At 56.9% G+C, this 21,259-nt stretch carries 11 protein-coding genes; 4 read left to right on the top strand and 7 right to left on the bottom strand.

Translation table 11 applies throughout. The features are described from left to right. Positions 1-30: 30 nt before the first annotated feature. Positions 31-5,376, top strand: a complete 5,346-nt coding sequence (locus tag IPM54_17435) for an AAA family ATPase (GenBank protein MBK9261575.1) — start codon at positions 31-33, stop codon at positions 5,374-5,376. Between the two features lie 63 nt (positions 5,377-5,439). On the opposite strand, the gene IPM54_17430 is transcribed toward IPM54_17435, so the two are convergent. Then, the gene (locus tag IPM54_17430) at positions 5,440-6,699 is read right to left on the bottom strand and encodes a hypothetical protein (GenBank protein ID MBK9261574.1); all 1,260 of its coding nucleotides are present in this window, start codon (positions 6,697-6,699) and stop codon (positions 5,440-5,442) included. Positions 6,700-6,715: 16 nt separating this feature from the next. After that, on the bottom strand, positions 6,716-8,869 hold the full coding sequence (locus IPM54_17425; protein ID MBK9261573.1) for a TonB-dependent receptor plug domain-containing protein: 2,154 nt from the start codon (positions 8,867-8,869) through the stop codon (positions 6,716-6,718). A gap of 687 nt (positions 8,870-9,556) precedes the next feature. Between IPM54_17425 and IPM54_17420 the strand changes: the two genes are divergently transcribed. Beyond that, positions 9,557-10,483 (top strand): methyltransferase domain-containing protein, encoded by a 927-nt coding sequence (locus IPM54_17420; GenBank protein ID MBK9261572.1) that lies wholly within the window; start codon positions 9,557-9,559, stop codon positions 10,481-10,483. 14 nt (positions 10,484-10,497) lie between these two features. Here IPM54_17420 and IPM54_17415 read toward each other — a convergent pair whose 3' ends face one another. From IPM54_17415 to IPM54_17405, 3 genes are read right to left on the bottom strand one after another with little or no spacing between them, the layout of a single operon-like run. Beyond that, entirely contained in the window at positions 10,498-11,343 is an 846-nt protein-coding gene (locus IPM54_17415; GenBank protein ID MBK9261571.1) for an SDR family oxidoreductase, read from the bottom strand. Further along, entirely contained in the window at positions 11,340-12,116 is a 777-nt protein-coding gene (locus IPM54_17410) for an acyltransferase family protein (protein ID MBK9261570.1), read from the bottom strand. The genes IPM54_17415 and IPM54_17410 overlap by 4 nt, the downstream gene beginning before the upstream one ends. Beyond that, entirely contained in the window at positions 12,113-13,090 is a 978-nt protein-coding gene (locus IPM54_17405; protein MBK9261569.1) for a ketoacyl-ACP synthase III, read from the bottom strand. The genes IPM54_17410 and IPM54_17405 overlap by 4 nt, the downstream gene beginning before the upstream one ends. A gap of 281 nt (positions 13,091-13,371) precedes the next feature. Between IPM54_17405 and IPM54_17400 the strand changes: the two genes are divergently transcribed. Both IPM54_17400 and IPM54_17395 read left to right on the top strand, forming a co-directional pair. Further along, positions 13,372-13,995: a hypothetical protein gene (locus IPM54_17400; protein ID MBK9261568.1), complete on the top strand. Its 624-nt coding sequence runs from the start codon at positions 13,372-13,374 to the stop codon at positions 13,993-13,995. 160 nt (positions 13,996-14,155) lie between these two features. Next, positions 14,156-16,984, top strand: a complete 2,829-nt coding sequence (locus tag IPM54_17395; GenBank protein MBK9261567.1) for a patatin-like phospholipase family protein — start codon at positions 14,156-14,158, stop codon at positions 16,982-16,984. A gap of 111 nt (positions 16,985-17,095) precedes the next feature. On the opposite strand, the gene IPM54_17390 is transcribed toward IPM54_17395, so the two are convergent. Together IPM54_17390 and IPM54_17385 are read right to left on the bottom strand one after the other, a co-directional pair. Further along, the gene (locus tag IPM54_17390) at positions 17,096-19,003 is read right to left on the bottom strand and encodes a patatin-like phospholipase family protein (GenBank protein MBK9261566.1); all 1,908 of its coding nucleotides are present in this window, start codon (positions 19,001-19,003) and stop codon (positions 17,096-17,098) included. Positions 19,004-19,203: 200 nt separating this feature from the next. Then, positions 19,204-21,252 (bottom strand): hypothetical protein, encoded by a 2,049-nt coding sequence (locus IPM54_17385; protein ID MBK9261565.1) that lies wholly within the window; start codon positions 21,250-21,252, stop codon positions 19,204-19,206. Positions 21,253-21,259: the final 7 nt, after the last annotated feature.

Below are 21,259 nucleotides of genomic sequence, written 5' to 3'. Positions count from 1 at the left end.
TCGTCGCAGCGCGGAGTAGAATGGTCCACGATGGAAAACGTCCTTACCGAATACAGTCTGGGCGAGCGCGTGCACCAGAGCGGGCGGACGATCGTGTATCGCGCGGTTCGCTTATCGGACAAGGCCGCATGTATCCTGAAGATTCCTCAAAACGAGCATCCGCCGCCTTGGGAGCTCGAAAGGCTCGAACGTGAGTACGAAACGCTCGCATCACTGCACATCGACGGAGTGATTCGGCCTTACGCGCTTGCTCGTTTTAGGAGTCGCCTCGCGCTCGTGATGGAAGATTTCGGTGGGGTTTCACTGAAACAGCTCTATGCGGCGCAACGACCGACGATCGAGGAAGTGCTCGACATTGGGAGCCGTGTTGCCCGCACGCTCGGGCAGGTGCATCAGCAGCGAGTGATCCACAAGGACATCAATCCGGCGAATATCGTACGAAATCCCCGGACGGGACAGGTCAAAATCATTGATTTCGGCATTGCACGTACGCCATTGCGTGACGCGACATTGTCACGCAGATCGGGGGTATTCGAGGGGACGCTTTTGTATATGTCGCCCGAGCAAACGGGGCGCATGAATCAAGCGCTCGATTATCGAGGCGACCTTTATTCGCTGGGCGTCACGCTGTACGAATTGCTCGCCGGGAGCACGCCATTCCGCTTCGACGATACTCTTGCGCTCATGCACGCGCACATCGCACTCGAACCGATGCCGCTGCACGAACGTCGTCCGGACGTACCGAAAGCGCTGTCGGACGTCATCCACAAGCTGCTCGCGAAGACGCCGGACAAACGTCACCAATCGGGGCGCGGAGTTGCGCTCGATTTGGAGGCCATTCGCGCCGAGCTCGGGGGAGCCGGGACGTTCGAAGGGTTTTTTGCTGGAAAACACGATATTTCGAGTCAATTTCAATTGCCGCAAAAACTCTATGGTCGGGAGGCGGCCGCAACTCAGCTCAGAACGGTTTTCGAGCGAGTCGCAGCCGGCACGACAGAAATCGTGCTCATTTCTGGATATTCTGGCATAGGAAAGACGTCGCTCGTCAGCGAGACGTGTGCACCCCTGGTCTCCGCGCGCGGCTACTTTGCGACAGGTCGGTTCGAACAATTGCGTCGCAACATTCCCTATGCGTCGTTGATTGATGCGTTTCAGGAAATCATTCGTCAGATTTTGGCAGAAAATCAGAACGAGCTCGACCGCTGGCGCGACAAACTCACTGCTGCTCTCGGGAACAATGCCCCCGTCATTGCCGAGCTCATTCCGAATCTAGAGTTGGTCGTGGGCAAGCAGCCACCCGCCGTGACGCTTGCACCCACCGAAGCTTTGAACCGGTTCCATTTTGCGTTTCAAAACTTCGTGCGAGCCTTTGCGGCGCGAGAGCATCCGTTGGTTCTGTATCTCGATGACCTCCAATGGGCGGACCTCGCATCGCTCAATCTCATGCAAAAGCTGCTCGCCAATCCTGAAGTGCGGCATTTGTGCGTCATTGGTGCGTATCGCGACAACGAAATATCGACCGCGCATCCGCTCATGGATATGCTCGAAGCAGTGCGATCCACTGGAACGCCGCTGACGTCGATCTCGCTCACACCACTATCGGTCCCCCACATCGTGCAATTGATCGACGATGCTCTGCATTGCGGTACGGAGCGAGCCGCGCCGCTCGCAACGCTGTTATTTCAAAAGACCGAGGGCAATCCATTTTTCCTGGGACAACTCTTGTCGACGCTCGTGAACGACAGGCTCATCGAATTCGATGCGGATTCGGGCGCTTATCGTTGGGAGGTCGAAAACATTCGAGCCTTTGGCCTCACGCGCGACATCGTGGAGCTCATGGTGGGCAAAATTCAGAAACTTGCCCCGCGGGCCCAAAAGGCCCTCGAGCTCGCAGCGTGCATTGGCAATCGCTTCGACATTCGACCGCTATCGGTCATTTTGCGTTGCCCGCCAACGGAAGCAGCCACCGCTTTGCAGCAAGCCATCGACGAAGGGCTCTTGGTTCCGTTCGATCGAACGCTCTCGCCCCTGACCCAAACGACCGACGATCTCGCTGATACGTTCACGGGCAGCGCGTTTCGCTTTTTGCACGATCGGGTTCGGCACGCCGCATATTCGCTCTTGCCCGAAAAGGACCGGGCGGACGTACACCTCGAGCTTGCCAGGTTTTTCTTGTCGAGCTCTCCCGAACCGACGCTCGACGAGCATATTTTCGATATCGTGAACCAATACATGCTCGGCATCGGTGGCATATCATCACGCGAGGAACGTTATCGAGTCGCGCGGCTCGCGCTCCGGGCGTCGCGTAAGGCCAAGTCGGCCGCCGCGTTCGAACCAGCGCTCCGCTATTCGATGACGAGCGTGCAGATATTGCCAGAGAATGCTTTCGACAAGGACCATTCGCTGGCCATCGAAATCTACACGGATGGTGCCGAGACCGAATACTTGAATGCGCACATGGAGGCAGCTCAGCAGCTCGCCGATGTGGCCATGACGCATTCGCGCACGACGCTCGAAAAAGTGAACGTGCTCGAAATGCGAATGTTGTTCAATCTTTCGCGCAACAAATTCGAGGACGTCATTCGAGATGGTCTCGACGCACTCGAGCTGCTCGGCGTTCAATTGCCCGGAAGCCCGACGCGGGAAGATTTCGACGCAGCGCTCGAACGCAATCGTGCGGTGCTTGGCAACCGACCCGTCGCGGATCTTGCACTTCTGCCCGAAACGAAGGCGGAATCGGATTTGGCGATCCAGCGCATCCTCGTCTTGCTGGCCGCTCCGGCGAAGACCGCGAATCCAATTCTCTTTCTATTGGTCGCTTGCGAGCACCTGCATCAATGCGTCCTTCGCGGTAACTCGCGCTTTGCGCCGATTGCATACGCCACGTACGGAGTGCTTCATGCAGGCGTTCTTGCCGACGCCAATGCCGCTCTTGCATGGGGTGAGCTCGCCGCCACGGTGCTCGAACGACTCAATGCACGGCAATCGAAATCGAACGTGTATCTGCTCTTGGCGGTGCTCATCAAGCCGTGGAAGGTACATGTACGTGATACGCTGCTGCTGCTTCGCGAGGGGCTCGCGGCGGGCATCGATACGGCGGAATTGCAGTTTGCCGGGCACTGTGCATCCAATTCCTGCACGTCTCCGCTCATTGCCTCGCTGCCACTCGACGATGTCCTCAAGAAACAAACGCAGCACGTCGAATTTCTGACACGCCTCAAGCACGACATGTTGCGGCTCTTCGCCAGCATTCCGCAGCAAACGGTACTGAATCTATCGGTTTCGTACGACGACCCCTCGAAGCTTTCAGGCAGCGCATTCGACGAAGACATCTCGACGCCCGCGCTGGTTCAAGCGAAGAACTTCTCGTCCCTGTGCGTGCTCTACACGTGCAAATCGATGCTCGCGTACATGTTCGGGCAGTATGCGCAGGCGGTGACATTCGCCGAACAAGCGGAGGCAAATCGGCACGGGTTGATGGGCCACCCGATGTTGATTCTCCAAAATGAATTCCAATCGCTTTCGCTCCTCGCGCATGCTCGAAATCTGCCAGAAGCCGAACGCGCAGCGGCGCTTTCAAAAGTGGCGCGAAATCAGGCCGAAATGGCAGGATGGGCGCGTAATGCGCCAATGAATTTCTTGCACAAATGGCAGCTCGTCGAAGCCGAAGGAGCTCGAACGGCGGGACGACCGGCGGAAGCCATGGAGCTTTACGAAAGTGCCATTCGAAACGCGGCACAAGCGAATTACCTTTACGACGAGGCCTTGGCTTGCGAACGAACTTCCGAAGCATGTCGATCGTGGGGGTGGACCCGAGCGAGTGAAGCGTATTTGGTCGATGCTCATTACGCGTATTTGCGCTGGGGCGCGACGGCAAAGGTGGCGTCGCTCGAACGCCAATACCCCGAAAAACTCGGCAGCAGGGCGCTTCTTCGCGACCTCGGAAAAACCGAAACGAGCAGCTCACAAACCCCTACGGGAACGAACGAAGTTCTCGAGCTGACATCGGTGATGAAAGCATCGCAAGCGATTTCGAGCGAAATCGTGCTCGATCGTTTGGTGCAATCCTTGCTCAAGATCATGCTGGAGAACGCGGGGGCACGCCGAGGGTTTTTCCTGCTCATGCGTGACGGGCGACTCGTCATCGAAGCAGAATGCGCGCCGGATCAGCCGGAAAAACTCATTGGGGGAATGACCCTGGCCGAAAACGAGTCTCGGATGTCGGCCGCGATCGTCAATTACGTCGCGCGTACGGGGGAAACCATCGTGCTGTCGAACGCCACGGTATCGGGGCATTTCACCAGAGACCCGTATGTCATGAACGTGGCCCCCAAGTCGATCTTGTGCGCGCCAATCGCCAATCAAGGGCAAATCACGGGCGTGATTTATCTCGAAAACAACCTCACCGAAGGTGCTTTCACAGCCGATCGATTGGAAGTTTTGCGACTGCTTTCAGGCCAAGCTGCTTTATCCATCCACAATGCAAAGCTATATGCAACCCTCGAGCAAAAAGTGGAGGAACGCACGCGCGAGCTGCGCGAGAAAAACGAAGAATTGCGCGCCACGCAAAAAGAATTGGTCACGAAAGAAAAACTCGCATCCCTCGGATCACTCACCGCTGGAATTGCTCACGAGCTGAAAAATCCGCTCAACTTCGTCAACAACTTCGCCGGACTCAGCGTACAGCTCGTCGACGAGCTGAGCGGCGAATTCGAACAGCAACGTGGAGTGATTGACGACGAAGCGCTCGAAACGATTACCGAAGCATTCGATCTTTTGAAGCAAAACGTCGAAAAAATCGAAAATCACGGCAAACGTGCCAATCGTATCATTTCCAGCATGCTCCAGCACTCGCGCAACACCGTGGGCGAGCGCGGTCCGACGGACATGAATGCAGTGGTCGCCGAAAACGTGGCTTATTCGGTTCAAGGCGCGCAAAACCGAGACCCGAGCTTCAAGTTGGACGTCATTACGAGCTACGATCCGAACGTGGGGCTCGTCGATGCCGTGGCCGGGGACGTTGGCCGCGTGGTGCTCAGCATCGTCGAAAACGCCTGTTATGCGGTGGCACAGAAAAAGCGAGCGCTCGGGAATGATTACCAACCCGAGCTACGAGTATCCACGACGGGCGAAGCCGATCACGTGGAGATCCGACTCAGGGACAATGGCACCGGCATTCGTCCCGACGCCGTGGACAAGATTTTCATGCCGTTTTTCACGACCAAGCCGCCGGGGGAAGGAACCGGGCTCGGTTTGTCGCTGAGCCACGACATCATCGTCGAGGGGCACCGCGGCAGCCTTTCATTGGACACTCGAACGGGCGAGTTCACTGAATTCATTATTCGTTTGCCCAGAAGCTTGAGGATCGAACAATGAAGCTTGGGCATGTGGTGGGCAGGTCGCTTTCAGGCGCATGCTGGCGACCGGCGGCGCGTGGATTCAGCGCACCCGGATGGCAAAGTAGCCCCAGCCTGGCATTTCGAGCTGCTCGGTGGGCGGGTCGGTCGTGAAGTCCACGATCCAGCTTTGGTTCGGCGTGGTCGATAGATTGACGCCTGCCGTGTAGGACTTCCCGTCGACGTAAAACGGATACGGAACACCGCCCGCGGGTCGCAATCCATCGATTTTCGTCGCAGTCGTCGGGTTGGCCAAACTGTCGATCTTGTAGGTCTCCCAAACCGGCGCAGCGGACAATTGCAATGCCGTTCTCCCCGTCGGGGCATTCGCTTCCATGAGCACGCGCGTGTAGACCGTCCCTTCTTTTTGATCGGCTGCGAAAATGGACCCGACGAACTTTCCCGTCCCGACGAGCGCCGACAAGTCGACGTTGTACGTATCGTCCCATTTCAACGCATCCGGGTCGAAACGCACCATGCACGCCGGTGTCGCTCCAGGTTGCCCATTAAATTCGCCTGCCGCGCTGACGACGCCCGAAGCCGCGTAAATCAGCCCATCCTTTCCGAGCACCGTATGGAACAGGCCCCCGCATGCGGTGGTTTCGTACGTCGTAAATGACCCCGCGTCCGCGTCGATGACGAGCATCCCCGAGCGGGTATACAGTGTTTCCAGCGCTGCGGGGTTGAAGTACTTGTACGACGCGAAGTATTTGTTTCCAATCTTGATGGGTGCTCGTTCTCGCCAAACGGTATAGGTCGTCATTCCCTCGGTCGGGTTGAAGGCGGTTGCGAGTTTGACGTCCTGCGTGATCATCATGTCCGTCGGGTTCAAAATGAAACCCTGCAGTGTGATTTCATCAAAGAAAAACGCCTGTGTTTCCGAATGGACGATGAACAGCGGCCAATTGGTCTCGGTGACTCCGCGCGCCGCGAAGCTCAGCGTGTCCGTTTTCACGACGGAGCCGTCGGTGTCGAGGCCATACTTTCCGATGTCCCCATTGCTCGAGTCCGCAATGAAAAACTCGCCCAGCTTCAATGACGGCCACAATGTCGGGTTCGGATTGGGGAATTCGATACTGTGCGCTTCATCGATCTTGCTGCCAGCGACCAGTCCGTCCGAAAATTTTACGAATTCCTGGCGCATCGTCAGGTCTTCAGAAAAGATGATTGTCGAAATCGCATAAGGCGGTGTCTTCGTGAGGCCCTCGGGCTCCGTGCCACAACCGGCGAGCGGCAATGCCAAAAGCACTGCAAAGGCGCAAGGCGCGAAAGTCCCATGGATGTCAAAAGCTCGTTTTTCCATTCTCGTTTTCACTTTCTCACAGTTCGCCCGTCACTTTGACGGAGAAGGCTCGACCAGGTTTCTGCACACCGAAGAAGTCGTACAATCGTGCATCGGTCACGTTGTCGACTTCCAACGTGACGCTCGTGCGGGAAGGCGTATTGTTCCAATACGTGATGCCGAGCGTATGGGATATTTGCGTAGGAATGACGGCTTTGAAATCGGGGTCGCCAATGTTTTCCCACGTGCGGAAGAATTCGTGTACGAACCGGCCGGCATAATAGGGAGCAACCCCATCGTCGCTCGTGAGTACTTTGCGCCATTGAAAGCGAGCGGACCAATTTGCAAACAGCCAGGGACGGTTCGGAATTCGTTCCCCGCCGAACTCTCCCGAACGATTACGAGCATCCTGCCACGTCGCATTGCCATCGACGATGAGCCAGTTTCCTGGCGAAATCCACTTCACCGCCGTTTCGACCCCCACGATGCGTGCACCGCCCACGTTGGCGTATTGTACGCCGTTGGCGTCGGCAAACGGCACGATGAGGTCCGTCACTTCACGCAAAAATCCGTCGGCTTCGAGGGTAAAGTTACCCGCCCGCGTTCGCCGGGTTTCGACGAGCACGCCTGCATTGCCGTTGTGACTGAATTCGGGTTTCAAACTTAGGTTCGGTTGAATGTAGAGTGAATCTCCGAAAAACTCTTCGATGTTGGGAATCCGCGTGGCGAGCTCGTAAGACGCTTTGAGCGCCACCTTCTTGTTCAATCGGAAACGCAAGCCATCGCCCACACCGAAGCGCCAACCGGACGTGTCGAGCGACTCCAAGCCGAAACCAGTTTTCACGTCTTTCGCATTGGCGTCGTAAAAATAGTGCTTCAATGTGAAAATATTTTGGAGTCGATCATCGTCGGCCGGACGATGAGGCCTGCCTTCTCGAGCGTCCGGTGGCCGCATATCGAATGCATTGAGCTCGTATTCGAGGCCGCTCACCAAGGTCCCAATGTCGCGAACGCCCGCGAGCAGGTCGATTCCGTCTTGTCCTCTGGTGGCTTTTTCCGTGCCCGTTCGACTGGTCATTCGAGCGGTGCTGGCGATCCGCAGCGTGTGGTCGGGACGAGCGCGCCATTCGACGAGCGCTCGGCCAAACATGCTGTTTTGCCAAATCGTGGCGTCATGCGGTTGAGAATCGAGCTCGCCGCCGACGCTCCGCTCGGCTACGCGATTGCCAAACCAATCGTAGGTCCACTTGGACGTGTCGAGGAAACGGATCGTCTGCCGCCCGAAGCTCGCTACGACCTCCGTCGATACTCGACGCGAGAAATCATGCTCCCATCGCAGGGTCGCCCCGAGCGACGACGCCCCATACTTGGCTTCGCCGATCGGCCGTGCCATGAGCACATCGTGCTGAATCTGTTTGTCGAAGTTGAGCCCAAAAAGCTGAAGCGACAGTCGTTTTGCCCAAGGTTTGTCCGCGACACCAAGAACGACCGAGCCTCCGTAGGACCGATATTCATCGTGAAATCGCCGCACGTGTGCATCCCGCTTGCGCCCCGTTTTATCGGCAACCATGACATCGATTCCATAATCGTTCCGCGATATGTCGAATAGGCCTGTCCCGCTGACGAAAAAGCCGCTCGGACGGTGATGATACCGGGCAGAAGCCGTTGCACGATGCGTTCCAAAAGATCCGCGCTGATACGAAATGTACGCATTCGAATCGTCGAGCCTCGTGGGTACGAGATTCACGCCGCCACCCAAAGCATCCGCGCCAAAACGAACGGGCAATACGCCGCGGTAAATCTCGATGCGACCCACGAGATTCACGGGAACGCTGGATATGCCGAACGGAGAGCCAGCGATATCGAGCGGAATGCCATCGAAAAAGAATCGTATTTGATTGTCGTAAAGACCGTTGAGCGATATTCGAGTGAACGAGCCGAGGCCTCCCGTGCGACGGACCACGACGCCCTCGACCCCCGACAATACATCTCCCAAGTCACGCGCTTGTTGTTTCGCGTAATGCGTATCGACCACCTTCACAGCGTCCGCCGAATCGCGAAGTCGACGTCCATCGGACGAACGCCCTTGCACGACCACGTCGATCGCGTGGCCAGTCGAGCCCACCGTCTGCTGCACAGGTGCCTCGCTTGGTGTCGAGACCCCCGGCGAATATTCATTTTTTTTGGGCACCTCGGGCTCGTCAGAAGCTACGCTCGGCGCGCTGTTCTGTCCTTGCGGCACCTGTGCCCAAGCATCACCCACGCACCAAAGCACCACCGCGACTGCCAAAATTGAATGCAGTCTGCTGGGCGCGCATCGATGCCTGGACCGCATTCGCAAATGCACACAATGAGGCATTTTGCCGCACACAATCATATCGAACACCAGTTCGGGCAGCAACGTCAAGACATTTCGCAATGTCTTCACATGCGAGAAACGACGCAATCCTCGCGACCCAATGATCTCGCAAATACGGATCACATGTAGCCACAGCTACACCATCGACGAGCGTGAATGCATTGCCTTCTTTCATCCAACGCTCGGACCCCTCTCCGACCAGCGTGACGCTACAACATCAACCGAGATGCAGAACCTCTGCACGCTCGGCACGTCGTGAACGTAATCGCGCAAGCCAACAGTGGCATTGCACTCGATGGATTTGCCGATCGCGCGGCAGCGTCCTGCGTAAGCTTTCGCTCGCGGGAGCCGGTGCCGTTGCACATGCGCGACGAAAAGTCAAGAAGAAGCGACCTGTAAGAGACCGTTACGACCGCACGGTGAAACCACCGCCCATTCAAATGCGATCAAAATCACAACACATGGCGTGGGGAGACTTTTGAATGAGCTGGAGTGGCCATCGATGATTTTGGTATAGTGATGGAGTTACATTCGTCCCGTCGAACCAAAACAACCAGGAGCTCGTTTTTGAAACCGACCGATATCGTGCGTATTGTTTGCCCCCGCTGCCACGGCAAACTCCAATTTCGAGGAACGCTGCTCGATGGCCACATCGATCGTGGCGAATTGCCTTGCGAACGTTGCGGAAGCACTTGGCGAGTGGAAAACGGGATGTGCCACCTCTTCGTGGAGGAGAAGGTCGAAGGAACCGATCGCATGATGCGGTTCATTTACAATTACTTCTCCGTGTTTCACGACATGTCCGTCGCGACGCTGCTGCCCTTGTTTCAGGTTGGGAGCCCGAACATCACCGAAGACGCATTTCGTAATGGCTACATGCCACGCCTCGACCTGCGCTCATTAAAGCCGCACAGCGATGGAAGTCCCGTCAGAATTCTCGAAGTGGGAATCGGCACGGGCGCGAATCTCCGGTACGTGCGGCACGATTTGCCGGCCCGATTGCCCGTCGAAATTTGGGGGGTCGACCTGAGCCCCGGTATGCTGTCGGTGCTTCAGCGCAAATTGCGAAGGCAGTGCGATAGCGAAGTGCGCCTCTTGATGGCGGATGCGCATGTATTGCCCTTCCCGGACCATTCCTTCGATCGCGTATTTCATGTGGGCGGCATCAATGGTTTCCGCGATGCGAAGCAGGCCCTTGCGGAAATGGCACGCGTCGCCAAACCCGGCACGCCCATCGTCGTCGCCGACGAACAGCTCGATCATTCGCAAAAGCCGAATTTGTACCACCAGGCCATGTTCAAAATGGTCACGTGGTACGACAACAATCCGCACGCTCCGGTCGACGCACTACCGGAAGGAGCGGAAGACGTGCACGTCGATCAGCTCAGCCTCTTTTTGTATTCGCTCGCATTCCGCATGCCCAGCGAAGAACGCCGGACGCAATAGCGCGATCACCGCGGCTATTCGTCGTCGTCGCAATCGCAGCTCGCGTTCATGATCACGTCGAAAAAGCCTTGCGATTCACCGCCGGTGAAATCGATGGTAGCACCATTGAAACGCGACGACGCGTCGCCGGCCAATACGGATACGAAATGCGCTACCTCGTCCACGGTCGAAATGCTGTGCGACGTCGCAAGACGACTGAGCACTCGGCGAAGCCGTTCGAGGCGCGCCTCGCCGAACGTTTTTTCGACGGCGGGCGTAAAAACGCCGCCGAATTTCAATAGATTGACGCGATAACCGTGCGGCCCGAGCTCGCGTGCCAAATGCCGCGTATACACGCCCAGCACTTCCTTGGTCGCAGCAATGAGCGCCGTGCCGGGCAGCACGGAATCCGTCATCCAGTTGGTCAATCCGAGAATGTGCGCTCCGGGGGCGAGCAGGTTGCGTTTGAAAAGCTCCTGCGTCCAGAACAAGAAAGAATGCGCCATGGAATCGAAGGTTTTGTGCACTTGGCGCGGCGTGATTTGATCCGCTTCTCGGGAAGCCAATCGTCCTACGGAGGCATTGGCAAGCGAATGCACCACGATCCCAATGCTCCGAGGGCCCGCGACCGATTGAATTTCTTCGACGCCGCCCAAAACTCCTTCGAGCGTGCCTGCATCCCCAATACGAAAATGAATCTCGTGTCCGGTTGCGAGCACGGCTTCCTTGACCCGATCGGCCTCGGATGGATGATTGCCTCGGTGAATGCCGAAAACATGCATACCGGGGTCACGTGCGAGCGCACGAGCAATGGCGCCGCCCGTTCCGCACGACGCGCCAAGTACGAGTGCCCATCGATCGCACGGAGTCTTTTGCGTCATGACGTTCGTTTTCCGCGACCTTCGTCCAAGAGCTTTTGCACCGTACCCGTCACGCGTTCGTGAAGCCGCATGAGCGCTTTGCGATCGGAAGGATCGACGGGACCCTCGGCTTCGAGGTCGATAGGTTTGCCGACATGACAAACGATTTTGACGGGAAATGGGAGCGTCATGGGCCAGGGCCCAGTGGCGCCGAATGCAAACCAAAGGGGGAATCCTCCTGGCCAACGAATGAGTTTGGCAATGGACGACGCATCGAAACGTTTGCCCCACTCGTATCCATTGTTGAGCCCGATGTAGGTGTCGTCGACGCCGGTTCCTGCTGTTGGAATGATGGGTAAGCGGTATTTGAGCGCCATTTTCAGGTAGCCGAGGCGATTTCCCCAATTGACTTTGTACCGCTCCCGAAAACTGCGACATCCCTCGATGGGGCCCGCGGGGGTGACCATGAGCGATTCCCCGCGAGCGAATACCGCTTCCAATTCGGGGCCATCGCCAGGCACGTACCCAAGCCCCTGGGGAAGCCAGCCGAGGACGGGCAATTCGACGACTTTTTGATGAATGACGGCGCGAGTTTCAGCGCCGCTACGTTCGTAAAGAAGGGACGCGAGCATGATCATGTCATGCGCGACGCCTCGACCGTGATACCCCACGATCATGGCAGGGCCCGAGCGTTCCACATTTTCGAGACCCCGAACCTCGAAACGATGATAATACCGCATCGCGGTCCAATACGATTGCCATGCGGCACGCGCCGCTGCGGGTCCAAGATTCATCTCGTTCCTACTTGAAAAAGAACAGCACCATACCCGGTGCCTGCGCCAACCGCGGCCATCAAAATACGATCGCCCGGACGAACTTTACCGCTACGCATGAGCCGATCAAGGCTCACGGGGACCGATGCCGAACCGACGCTGCCAATTTCCTCGACGACGGTCGGCGTCCGTTCGAACGGCACGTTCATCACCGCGAGGATTTTTTCGAGCATGCGTCCATTCGGCTGATGAGGTAAAAACCATTCGACGTCACGAAGCTCGATACCCGCCGCGGCAAGAGCGGCTTTCGAGCTCTTTGCAAGCGCATCGACGGCGACGTCGGTCAATTTTTCGTATGTCGCATCGAATTGCAAAAATGTCGGCGGCGATGACAAACCCGGGTGTTGCATCGTGACTTCGCGCCGCAATTCGGCCGAGCTTGCAAGGTGCGACGCGAGCAGTCCTTCTTTTTGCGTCGTCGGGCCGACGATTGCGGCCGCAGCCGCATCGCCCATGACCAGATACGGGCGGGGTTTTTCCACGGGGAGGTATCGAGAAAAGATTTCACCCGATACGATTCCCACAGGACCCAGTCCCGTGGCCACCGAACGCGATGCAATATCGAGCGCCGTGAGAAAGCCCGCGCATGAATTGTTGATGTCGAATGCATCGCACGTGTCGTGCAGACCCAATCTGTCGCAAACGAGGTGTGCAGTTCCCGGAATGAGCATGTCGCCACCGGTGGAACTAACGAAAATGATGCGACGAAGGTCCGATTTGGATATCCCGGACGCTTCGAGCGCCCGCGTCAATGCTTCGGCACCAATGTCGGCAGCTTTCGTGTCGGAATCGACCCAATACCGAGTTGCAATGCCAATCTTGCGCTCGACGTCGGCCGGGTCCTTCCCAGGCACTGCATTGCGAGCAACTTCCTCGGTAGGAACTCGACGACCGGCAAGGAAACTTCCCGTGCCGAGAATACGTGCGGGAATCATCATTACATACACCCTCGATCAAATGCTAGGTCGCTCATCACAAACTCGTCAAACAGCCCTGTCAATGTGAATTCAACTACACCATCGACACGTCCCGCATGGATACGTACCGTATCGTTGTCTTCACCGTGCGCCTTTCGTCCTTACTTCACGAGCGTAGGGTCAGTCAAGCATGATGTTGTGTAAGCAAGTCCCTGGCACGAGGATGCTTGACAAGGCTGGTCGCTGGCGTCTAGGATGCCATGGACAAAATGGTGAAGTATAGGCAAGCTCTCCGTGCGATGTCCGTGCTTTGGTGGCGGCCATTCGAGTTCGATGCGCTCAATCTCATGGTCGACGCCGTATCGCTCTCGTGGCCTGTGCAAACGTGGTATCGCCGCATGATCGAACGTGCTCCGCGTGAGCAAGTCGAGCACTTGCGCGAGCTTACGAAGCGCCCGCTCGACATCGACGCGCTCCTGCGGCTCCCTGAGAACACGTTTGGTCACCGATATGCGAAATTTTTCAAGGAACACTACATCGCTGCGGGTGGCCATGTGATGGCAGCCCCGGGGCTGGTGGAAACGTTCGAGCGCGATTGGGTCACGCAGCGTTTTTTCAAAATCCACGACATCCTGCATGCGCTCTGTGGATTCGGCATCGACGTGCCTGGTGAAATGGGCTTGCAAGTCTTCAATATGATGAACCTCCGCGAGCCGTATGGCATTGCGTCGGTCGCAGCGACACCGTACATGATGCTGCGTTATGGCCAGCCGGTAAAAATGATCAAAGAAATGGTGCGCGGCTTCGAGCTTTCTGGCAAAGCCTACAACCTTTTCTTTGCACCATTCGAAGAAATGTGGGAGCTCGACTTCGACGAAGTGCGAATGCGTCTGGGCCTGCACGAACGCAACGTTGCCCATTGATTCAGGATTTCGCTCGAGTCTCGATGCCATTCACGGCGGCACCATAGCTGCTGCTAGAGTCCCCATCGTCATTGTAGCTTACCGACGTACTCCATTTCGACCGAAATGAATGTGCGCTTCCTTATTAACTAAAACTAGGCCGAGAACCAAGGAGCCTGTCGTGTTTGCAAGACCGTCAATTTTGGATGCGATGGGGCGGCCTGCGTATTTGCTCGACGAGCATCTCGAGTTCGATCACGAACATGACAACCCATCAGGACGACCGAGTATCGGTGGGCGGGATGCGAGTGCTGAATTTGCGCTGCATCCATTGCTCGATTCGTCGACGGTCAAACGGTTGCATTCACTGCTCCGACGCGACGACGAACCGTCCGATATTTTCGACCTGAATACGGAGCATGTCGATTCCTGTGTGCACGTCATCGTCGAAGGGCGTGTGCGCCTCGTTGCCATTCCCCACAATGGGCCGCCTTTCGAGATTGGCCAATGTGGCCCAGGTCAATGGCTTGGAATCCCCAATGCCTTGCGAGCATTTGACGAAAAAAACACTGCCACACGCTGGTCGAGTCCCGCAGGGATGCACATCTTGGCGGAACCATTGGGAAAAGTCCGTACGCGCTGGATGCTCGTGTCCGAGCTGATCGAAGCCTTGTCGGATTACGCAACGCTCAGATGTTATGTACGACAAATTGTTGCCAATCGTTTCGCTCGGCGTCACGAGCTCTTGGAAGGCGTTCAACGTAACCCGATTTTGCGGCGCTTGCCCCCCGCATATCAGGAATATTTATTGCAGATTGGAGCATTCCGACGTGACACTCGGATGACGCCGAAGTTTCGATACCTTGCGGCCGGCACGTCACCGAAATGCGTTGCGTTGCTGCTTGCGGGAGAGAGCACTGTATATTTGCCCGGCGAATCGGCACAATTCGTCGGCAAATTCAATCGCTTTGATCTGCTCGGGTTGGACGCCATCCTAACGCGAGGCGAGGTCGGGCATGACAGCTCGACCGACATGGTCGCAATACCCCGCACCACGGACATCTATCTCGGGCGAAATAGCATTGCATTCGAATTTCAGTGGGACGCGTTATGCACCGTGCTCGAGCAATGCGTATCGACCCCTCTGCGTTTGATTCAGCGGCACAAGACAATTCGAAAAGGTTATCCAATGCCTGAGATTGTTTGTATTCAGGCAGAAAAAGCCGAGTTGGGTACATCGACATTGACCCAGGGCGCCGCGACCGCATTGGCCAACATGATCGACGGCAAGGTATGCATCGTCGACCTTGGCGGACTCGACAGGTTTCGAGGTTACTACGAATTGCGCGGCTTTCAGATGGTGACGCAGGAAATTCCACGACGCGCTGCAGCTTCCGGTGCGCAAGCTCGAGTCCACAACGCCAACGTGGTCCAATACGGTACGTTGCTTCCCACTGAGCTTAGCGAAAGGTTTTTCTCTTGGTCGACGAAGGTAGAAACCGTTTGGCCGATGAATCCCCATTCCGCAAGTGACGCGGAATTGCTCGTCGAGCTCATGACTACGCGCGATGATTTGCGCTACATCATCGTGTGCGTCGGACATTGCGATCAGGACTCTGCGTCCGTGGCCAGAGAATTGGCAAAACGGCTGTATTCGCGGAGCACGACCGTTTTTCATGTTACGGATGATGCCACTTTCGCAAATCCATGCGGCAACGTATTGCCAAGACGACTGGTTTGGATTGAGCGAATGACACCCGAATACATCGCTCGCAAGCAACTCGGATCGCACGAACGCATCAGCGACGCATTGAGTGGTGATGCTGCACCGTCGCTCATCAGCTCTCTTTTTCGGGCATCCACGCACAAGCCTCCGCAATTACCTCCCAAACCCGTGTACGACGATCATGCAGCCTTGCGACAAGTCGTACGCGTTCCCGACGACGCGGATGGCGTGAGGCTCCATGATGAACGTGGACCTTGCGCGCTCGTCGGCTCACATGCCCCCAATGTGGCGCTTGCAAGGGCATTTGCGAGAATTGCGCGCGTAATAACACGGCGAACCATTGGGCTCGCACTCGGAGGCGGAGGAGCGTGGGCGTATTCTCATGTCGCGCTCATTCAGAATCTTGAAGAACAGGGAGTCCCTATCGATTATATAGCAGGATCTTCATTTGGAGCGACGGTAGGAGGGCTCTACGCAGCAGGAGGGCTGCGTGCGCTCGAACGACTCATTGAAGACAATTCGCTCGATGCGGATAGCCCGACTTCGGCACTCGTCGCACCGCTGGCTAGCCCGCTGACGCGCACGACACTGCTTGCGCCAATTTCCACCGCTGCAATCGAATGGTTCGTCAATTCTCTCCTTCGAAACATGGGCTTAAATGGTGGCCAGCCCATTCATCTCGCCACGACGGAAATACCTTTTTATCCCATTGGAAGCAATCTCACGACGCAACGCGAATTCACTGAGCAGGACACGACCGTGGGCCGTGGCGTCCGGATGAGTAGTACCATGCCACCGGTCGCGCCAGCTTTGCGGAAAGATGGGCACGTGATTGTTGACGGTGCATTCGTGGCGATTGTACCAACTCGGCATTTACGCAACATCGGTGCAGATTTTATCATCGCGTCGCTCGCGATTCCTCCGGTGCCAGCCGGAACCGAACGGCCTAGCATCCTCAAACGTTTTACTAGCGTTTGGATGGGACGATTTTTCGATGCGCTCTGGGCCAATCAGCTCCTGACATGGAGAGCGGGGACCGATCAGGCAAGCCTACACGCCGACTACGTCGTAGACATGCGACCCCACGGAGCCAACGTATTCGATATGTGGAAAGGTCGAGCAATAGTCGAGCAGATACGCCGCGACTACTTTTCTGGCCCGCGGGCGACAGCCATCCTGAATGCTTGGAATGCGCACTGTCGAGGCAATGACGCGAAACGGCCTGACAATCGCAACGCCCGCCATGAACGATGGAAGGCGAGCTCCCCGGTTCAACAGGAGTGACAGGCTCTCGTAAAAGCCGCCTGCGACGCGCGAAACGTCCTGCGGAATGATCGCAATCCAACAGCCAATCCGGCTACTTGGTCGCGGGCGAAGTCAATGCCGCGGCGATACTCAGGCGGGCATCGTGTCCCACGTGCGGCCTCCGCGATAACGCAAGTGCTCCCACCGCGCGGTGAAATCGTCAATGGCCGCGAGAACGGCAGGATCTTGCGAAGCATGCGCAACCATCTTCGACGCGTAACGGAAATTGGACGTCACCAAGAACGGAAGCGCAAAATTCGACGTTGCATTGTATGGCACGTCCGCGTAACCACCTTCGACCTTGCCCGTGAGATTGGCCAAGAGATTCAGGGCGATCGTGAAATCGACCATCCGGTTGATCGGCCCAAGGCTCGTGATTCGAGTGAAGATATTGGGCACCCACACAGGTTTGGGCCGATTCGACGGTGGATAGGTATTGGCACCGAGGGTCAGATTGGCGCCAAAATAGGGAAGAATTTGAGCTGCAAGGTTATTCGAGAACGCGCCGTCGACGAATCGCTCCGAACCGCTGAATGTCGGCGGAAATAACGGCGGTGCCGATGCGGCGGCGCGCATGGCCGATACCGTCGGGCCGCGTGTGAACGCCACGCCCTCGCCCTTCGTGAGGTTCGTCGAATTGGGGTGAAAAGACACGTCGAGGTTCTGGAGGCACGTGTGGCCAAGATCGTGCTCGAAAAACGCATCGGCAATGCATGGAGAGAATATCCACAATGCCACCACGAGATCGAGCACCCCACTATCGCCACGCTCGACCAGCAAATCCAATCCTTCGAGCCCGAGCACGCTATAGTATCCGCCGACCATGGCCCCCGCGCTCGCACCGGTGATGACATCGATCGGGACACCCCGCCGGCTCAATTCCTGAATGATGAACACCGATTGCATCGACCATACACCACCTCCGGCCAATGCGAGCCCCGTTCGCCGATCCGTCAAAGCTCGAGCCCACACGCCCATTTCGCGCTCGAGCTCGTCATCGACGGACACGACGGGCAAATACGGATTCCATACTTGCGCAAGCGCACGCACTTTCACCAAATCGAGGCGCAATCGACAATCGCTCGCATGCGTGACTTTCGTGGGGTTGGCATTGACGTAATACAGCTCTTTGGCACACGGAAGCGGAGGCTGCCCGACGATGACCGTCTGCAGCATGCGGCAAGCTCCGACCGCCGGCGGCGCAATGTAATCCTCGGCATAGCCGAAGAAGAGCTTCACGATGATATCGACCGCGGCCGAAGCGACGCCATCGAGAAACACGTAGTCGAATTGGCCGCTGTACGAGGCCGCCACACCCGGCACGTCGACCGGATCGACAAATAGATAGAAAAGTGCACCGAGCCCAGAGCCTGGCACGTGCACAGGGGCAGCACTCGGAAGCTGCCCCGGCGGACACGCGCGCAGAACAATCACATGATCCGTGAAATTCATTACGATTTCGCGTGCCAAAAGCTCGATGAGCAGCGAGAGCGGCATATCGGGAATACCCGTGACGAACTGGACGATGCTTCCCTTGGCGCCAGCTTCAACAGGCTCGACGTATGGCGTCGGTACCGGGGCAAGATCCATCATGGGATGCAATGCTTGCCGAAAAGGTGTCGAAGACTCGAGCAATCCAAGGAAACTCGGCGCCTGCACTTCGATGTACGAGGCCTTCGTCGTCGCCGTGAGCGAAATGGAACGCGGCACCTTTTTGACTACGTCTTCGACGCCGACGAGACCATCGCGTGGTCCGCTCAGAATCGTCGCACCGTTGAGCTCGTAGTCCCCCGAAATCAGAATGTAAAACGACGTCGCTGGCGGCGCACCCGGCGCATTGTCTGGCACGCAGATCGAGTGCCCCGCCGCGACGTTGTGGATCGACGCCGTTGCCAGCATGCGCGCCAGGTCGAAACGACTCGTCACTCGAAACACGGACGTGTTGCGAAGATGCCGAACGATCTTATCAAATTCCAACGGATTATCGAGCAACGGCATGATCGGACTCCTGCGTATCGAGTGGTGCTGGTGGATAACACACTCCGCTCGGGACGGCCAAAGGATCCGACAAGCCAAAAGAAAATGTTGTGCTTCCGTCGGAATGCTGCGATCAACCGATGTGGGAAGGGGTGGCGCGTACTACGCGGATCCGTGCTGCGACGTTACGTGCACACGCGCAACGATGATCGCGTCCACGGTCATTGCACGAGAATCATGGATGAACGTGGGGGAAGGTTCAGCGTCGGACCCGTCACGCTTTGACCATTGAGCAGATTCGTCAAAGATCCATTGGGCAAACCACTCACCGAAGCTTGTGAGTCACCGCGATTGATTGCCACGTACACGGTCTCCATGGGGTGGACCATTTTGTAGGCCATCGTGTCGTTCGTCACCCAAACTGGCGTTCGATTACCGCGGCGAAGCGCAACGTGATCCTTGCGGATTTGGCCGAGCTTTTCGAGGTGTGCTTTGAGGAGGTTTTGGCCGGCCGAATAACCGGACCATTGCATGTCGCGGCGATTGTCCGGGTCACCCGCGCCGGGCAAACCAATTTCGTCGCCGTAATAAATGAGCGGCACGCCACGAGTGGTCATGAGCAGGGTGAAACCGTTCGCCATTCGCTCGAAGGCCGATTGTTCGCCGGGCAAACCAGGTCCCGGCTGGTTCGGCCAATTGGAATTCTTGCCGCCGGCCCAAGAATCATTGTAGAGCGGATTGTTTTGCGCCAGATGAATGACACGCGGCAAGTCGTGATTGCCAATGAACGTGCTCATGATGCCGTTGCCGTAATAAGCATCATTGCTGTTCATGAAGTTTTCGAGGTCTTGCATGCTGCCTTGACGCATGAGAACCTTCGAGCAAATTTCGGCGCGGTAGGGAAAGTCGAATTGCCCGTCGAGCTTGGTCAAGGGATCGACATACTTCTTGATGAGGCCCTTGTCCCCCGTATACGTCTCACCCACCATGTAAAAGTGTTTGCCGGTGACAGTGTCGATTTCGGCATTGGTTCGAGCTCGCAAATCGGTGAGCCACGACATGCTCATGTGCTTGAGCGCGTCCAGGCGATAGCCGTCGATACCCGTTTGTTGCCACCACCAAATCATGTTGTCGATGCTCCATTTTCGAGCATCGGCATTGTCGTAGTTGAAGTCCGGCAAGTACGGCGTAAACCAGCACCTTTCGGTCATCGCGCCTTCCCAGCCGCAACCATCTCCGCAAACGCAGTTTCCACCTTGACCATTGTCATTGGGCCAGAACCAGCTCGCATTCTGCTGATACACCTGCGCCGAGCTGTGGGCATGATTGGCAGCGTAATCAAGGAGCACGGTAATGCCCACCTTGTGCGCCTCGTCGACGAGCTCCTTCAGCTTGGCCATCGTCCCGAAACGCTCTTCGGTCTTGTAAAAATCTTTCGGCCAATACCCGTGGTAAGCGCTGTACTGATTGCCATCGTCGCCCTGACCGGATTGCTCGGTATTGTCGAATGGCACCGTGAGCCAAAGCGAATTGACTCCGAGCTTGCCAAAGTATCCTTCTTTGATCTTGTTGATGACGCCTTGCCAATCTCCACCGTGATAATTGGCGCCGGACGCTACATTGGGCACGGGCGAGCCGTTGTTCGATGGATCCCCATCGAGAAAACGGTCGACGAATACGAAGTACAAGACGGCGTCACGCCACGCTTCGATAGGGCCATCCTCGGGCAGCGGAGGAGGCTCGTCACAGGTCCACGGATCACACGTGGTCCCGAGGACCAAGCTGTTTTCTCCGCCAAACCCATCGTCGATCGTATTCGGATTCGTCGGATCCTTGATCCAATTGTTTCCATCGATGACGAATTTGTATTGCACCTGTTGATTGTAAGGAATGGGGACGACCGCCACCCAGTTACCACCGGATTTTGCCAATGGCACGCCGACGGTCCAACCGGTCGGCGAGAAATCGCCCCTCACTTCGACGCTGGTTTGCCCTGAATCCGGCAGCGAAAATTCATGATCGCACCGCTTCAAGCTATCGTCGCACATGGGGGGCATCGGCGGCCCGCCCCCTGCCCCGCCCTGCCCGGAACCAAAGCCGGTGCCCGTCGTTCCGCCCGATGGAGGAGGCCCCTCGCCAGGATCATAACCTCCAAGCCCATCGGGTGGATTGAATTGATTGAGGTCTTCGACGACGCAAGATGCGGCGCCCACAATGGGCAATGCCACGAGCGCCGATAGCGTAAGAAAAGTTTTTTTCGTCAAATTCATGTCATGC

It is taken from the genome of Polyangiaceae bacterium, assembly GCA_016715885.1.
GTDB lineage: Bacteria > Myxococcota_A > Polyangia > Polyangiales > Polyangiaceae > Polyangium.
This window is presented reverse-complemented; position numbering and strand designations above follow the sequence as displayed.

Bases quoted from the DNA above. Each gene is read 5' to 3' on its own strand.
- IPM54_17435 (MBK9261575.1), top strand. From the start codon at position 31: ATGGAAAACGTCCTTACCGAATACAGTCTGGGCGAGCGCGTGCACCAG.
- IPM54_17430 (MBK9261574.1), bottom strand. From the start codon at position 6,699: ATGGAAAAACGAGCTTTTGACATCCATGGGACTTTCGCGCCTTGCGCC.
- IPM54_17420 (MBK9261572.1), top strand. From the start codon at position 9,557: ATGGAGTTACATTCGTCCCGTCGAACCAAAACAACCAGGAGCTCGTTT.
- IPM54_17415 (MBK9261571.1), bottom strand. From the start codon at position 11,343: ATGACGCAAAAGACTCCGTGCGATCGATGGGCACTCGTACTTGGCGCG.
- IPM54_17410 (MBK9261570.1), bottom strand. From the start codon at position 12,116: ATGAATCTTGGACCCGCAGCGGCGCGTGCCGCATGGCAATCGTATTGG.
- IPM54_17405 (MBK9261569.1), bottom strand. From the start codon at position 13,090: ATGATTCCCGCACGTATTCTCGGCACGGGAAGTTTCCTTGCCGGTCGT.
- IPM54_17400 (MBK9261568.1), top strand. From the start codon at position 13,372: ATGTCCGTGCTTTGGTGGCGGCCATTCGAGTTCGATGCGCTCAATCTC.
- IPM54_17390 (MBK9261566.1), bottom strand. From the start codon at position 19,003: ATGCCGTTGCTCGATAATCCGTTGGAATTTGATAAGATCGTTCGGCAT.
- IPM54_17385 (MBK9261565.1), bottom strand. From the start codon at position 21,252: ATGAATTTGACGAAAAAAACTTTTCTTACGCTATCGGCGCTCGTGGCA.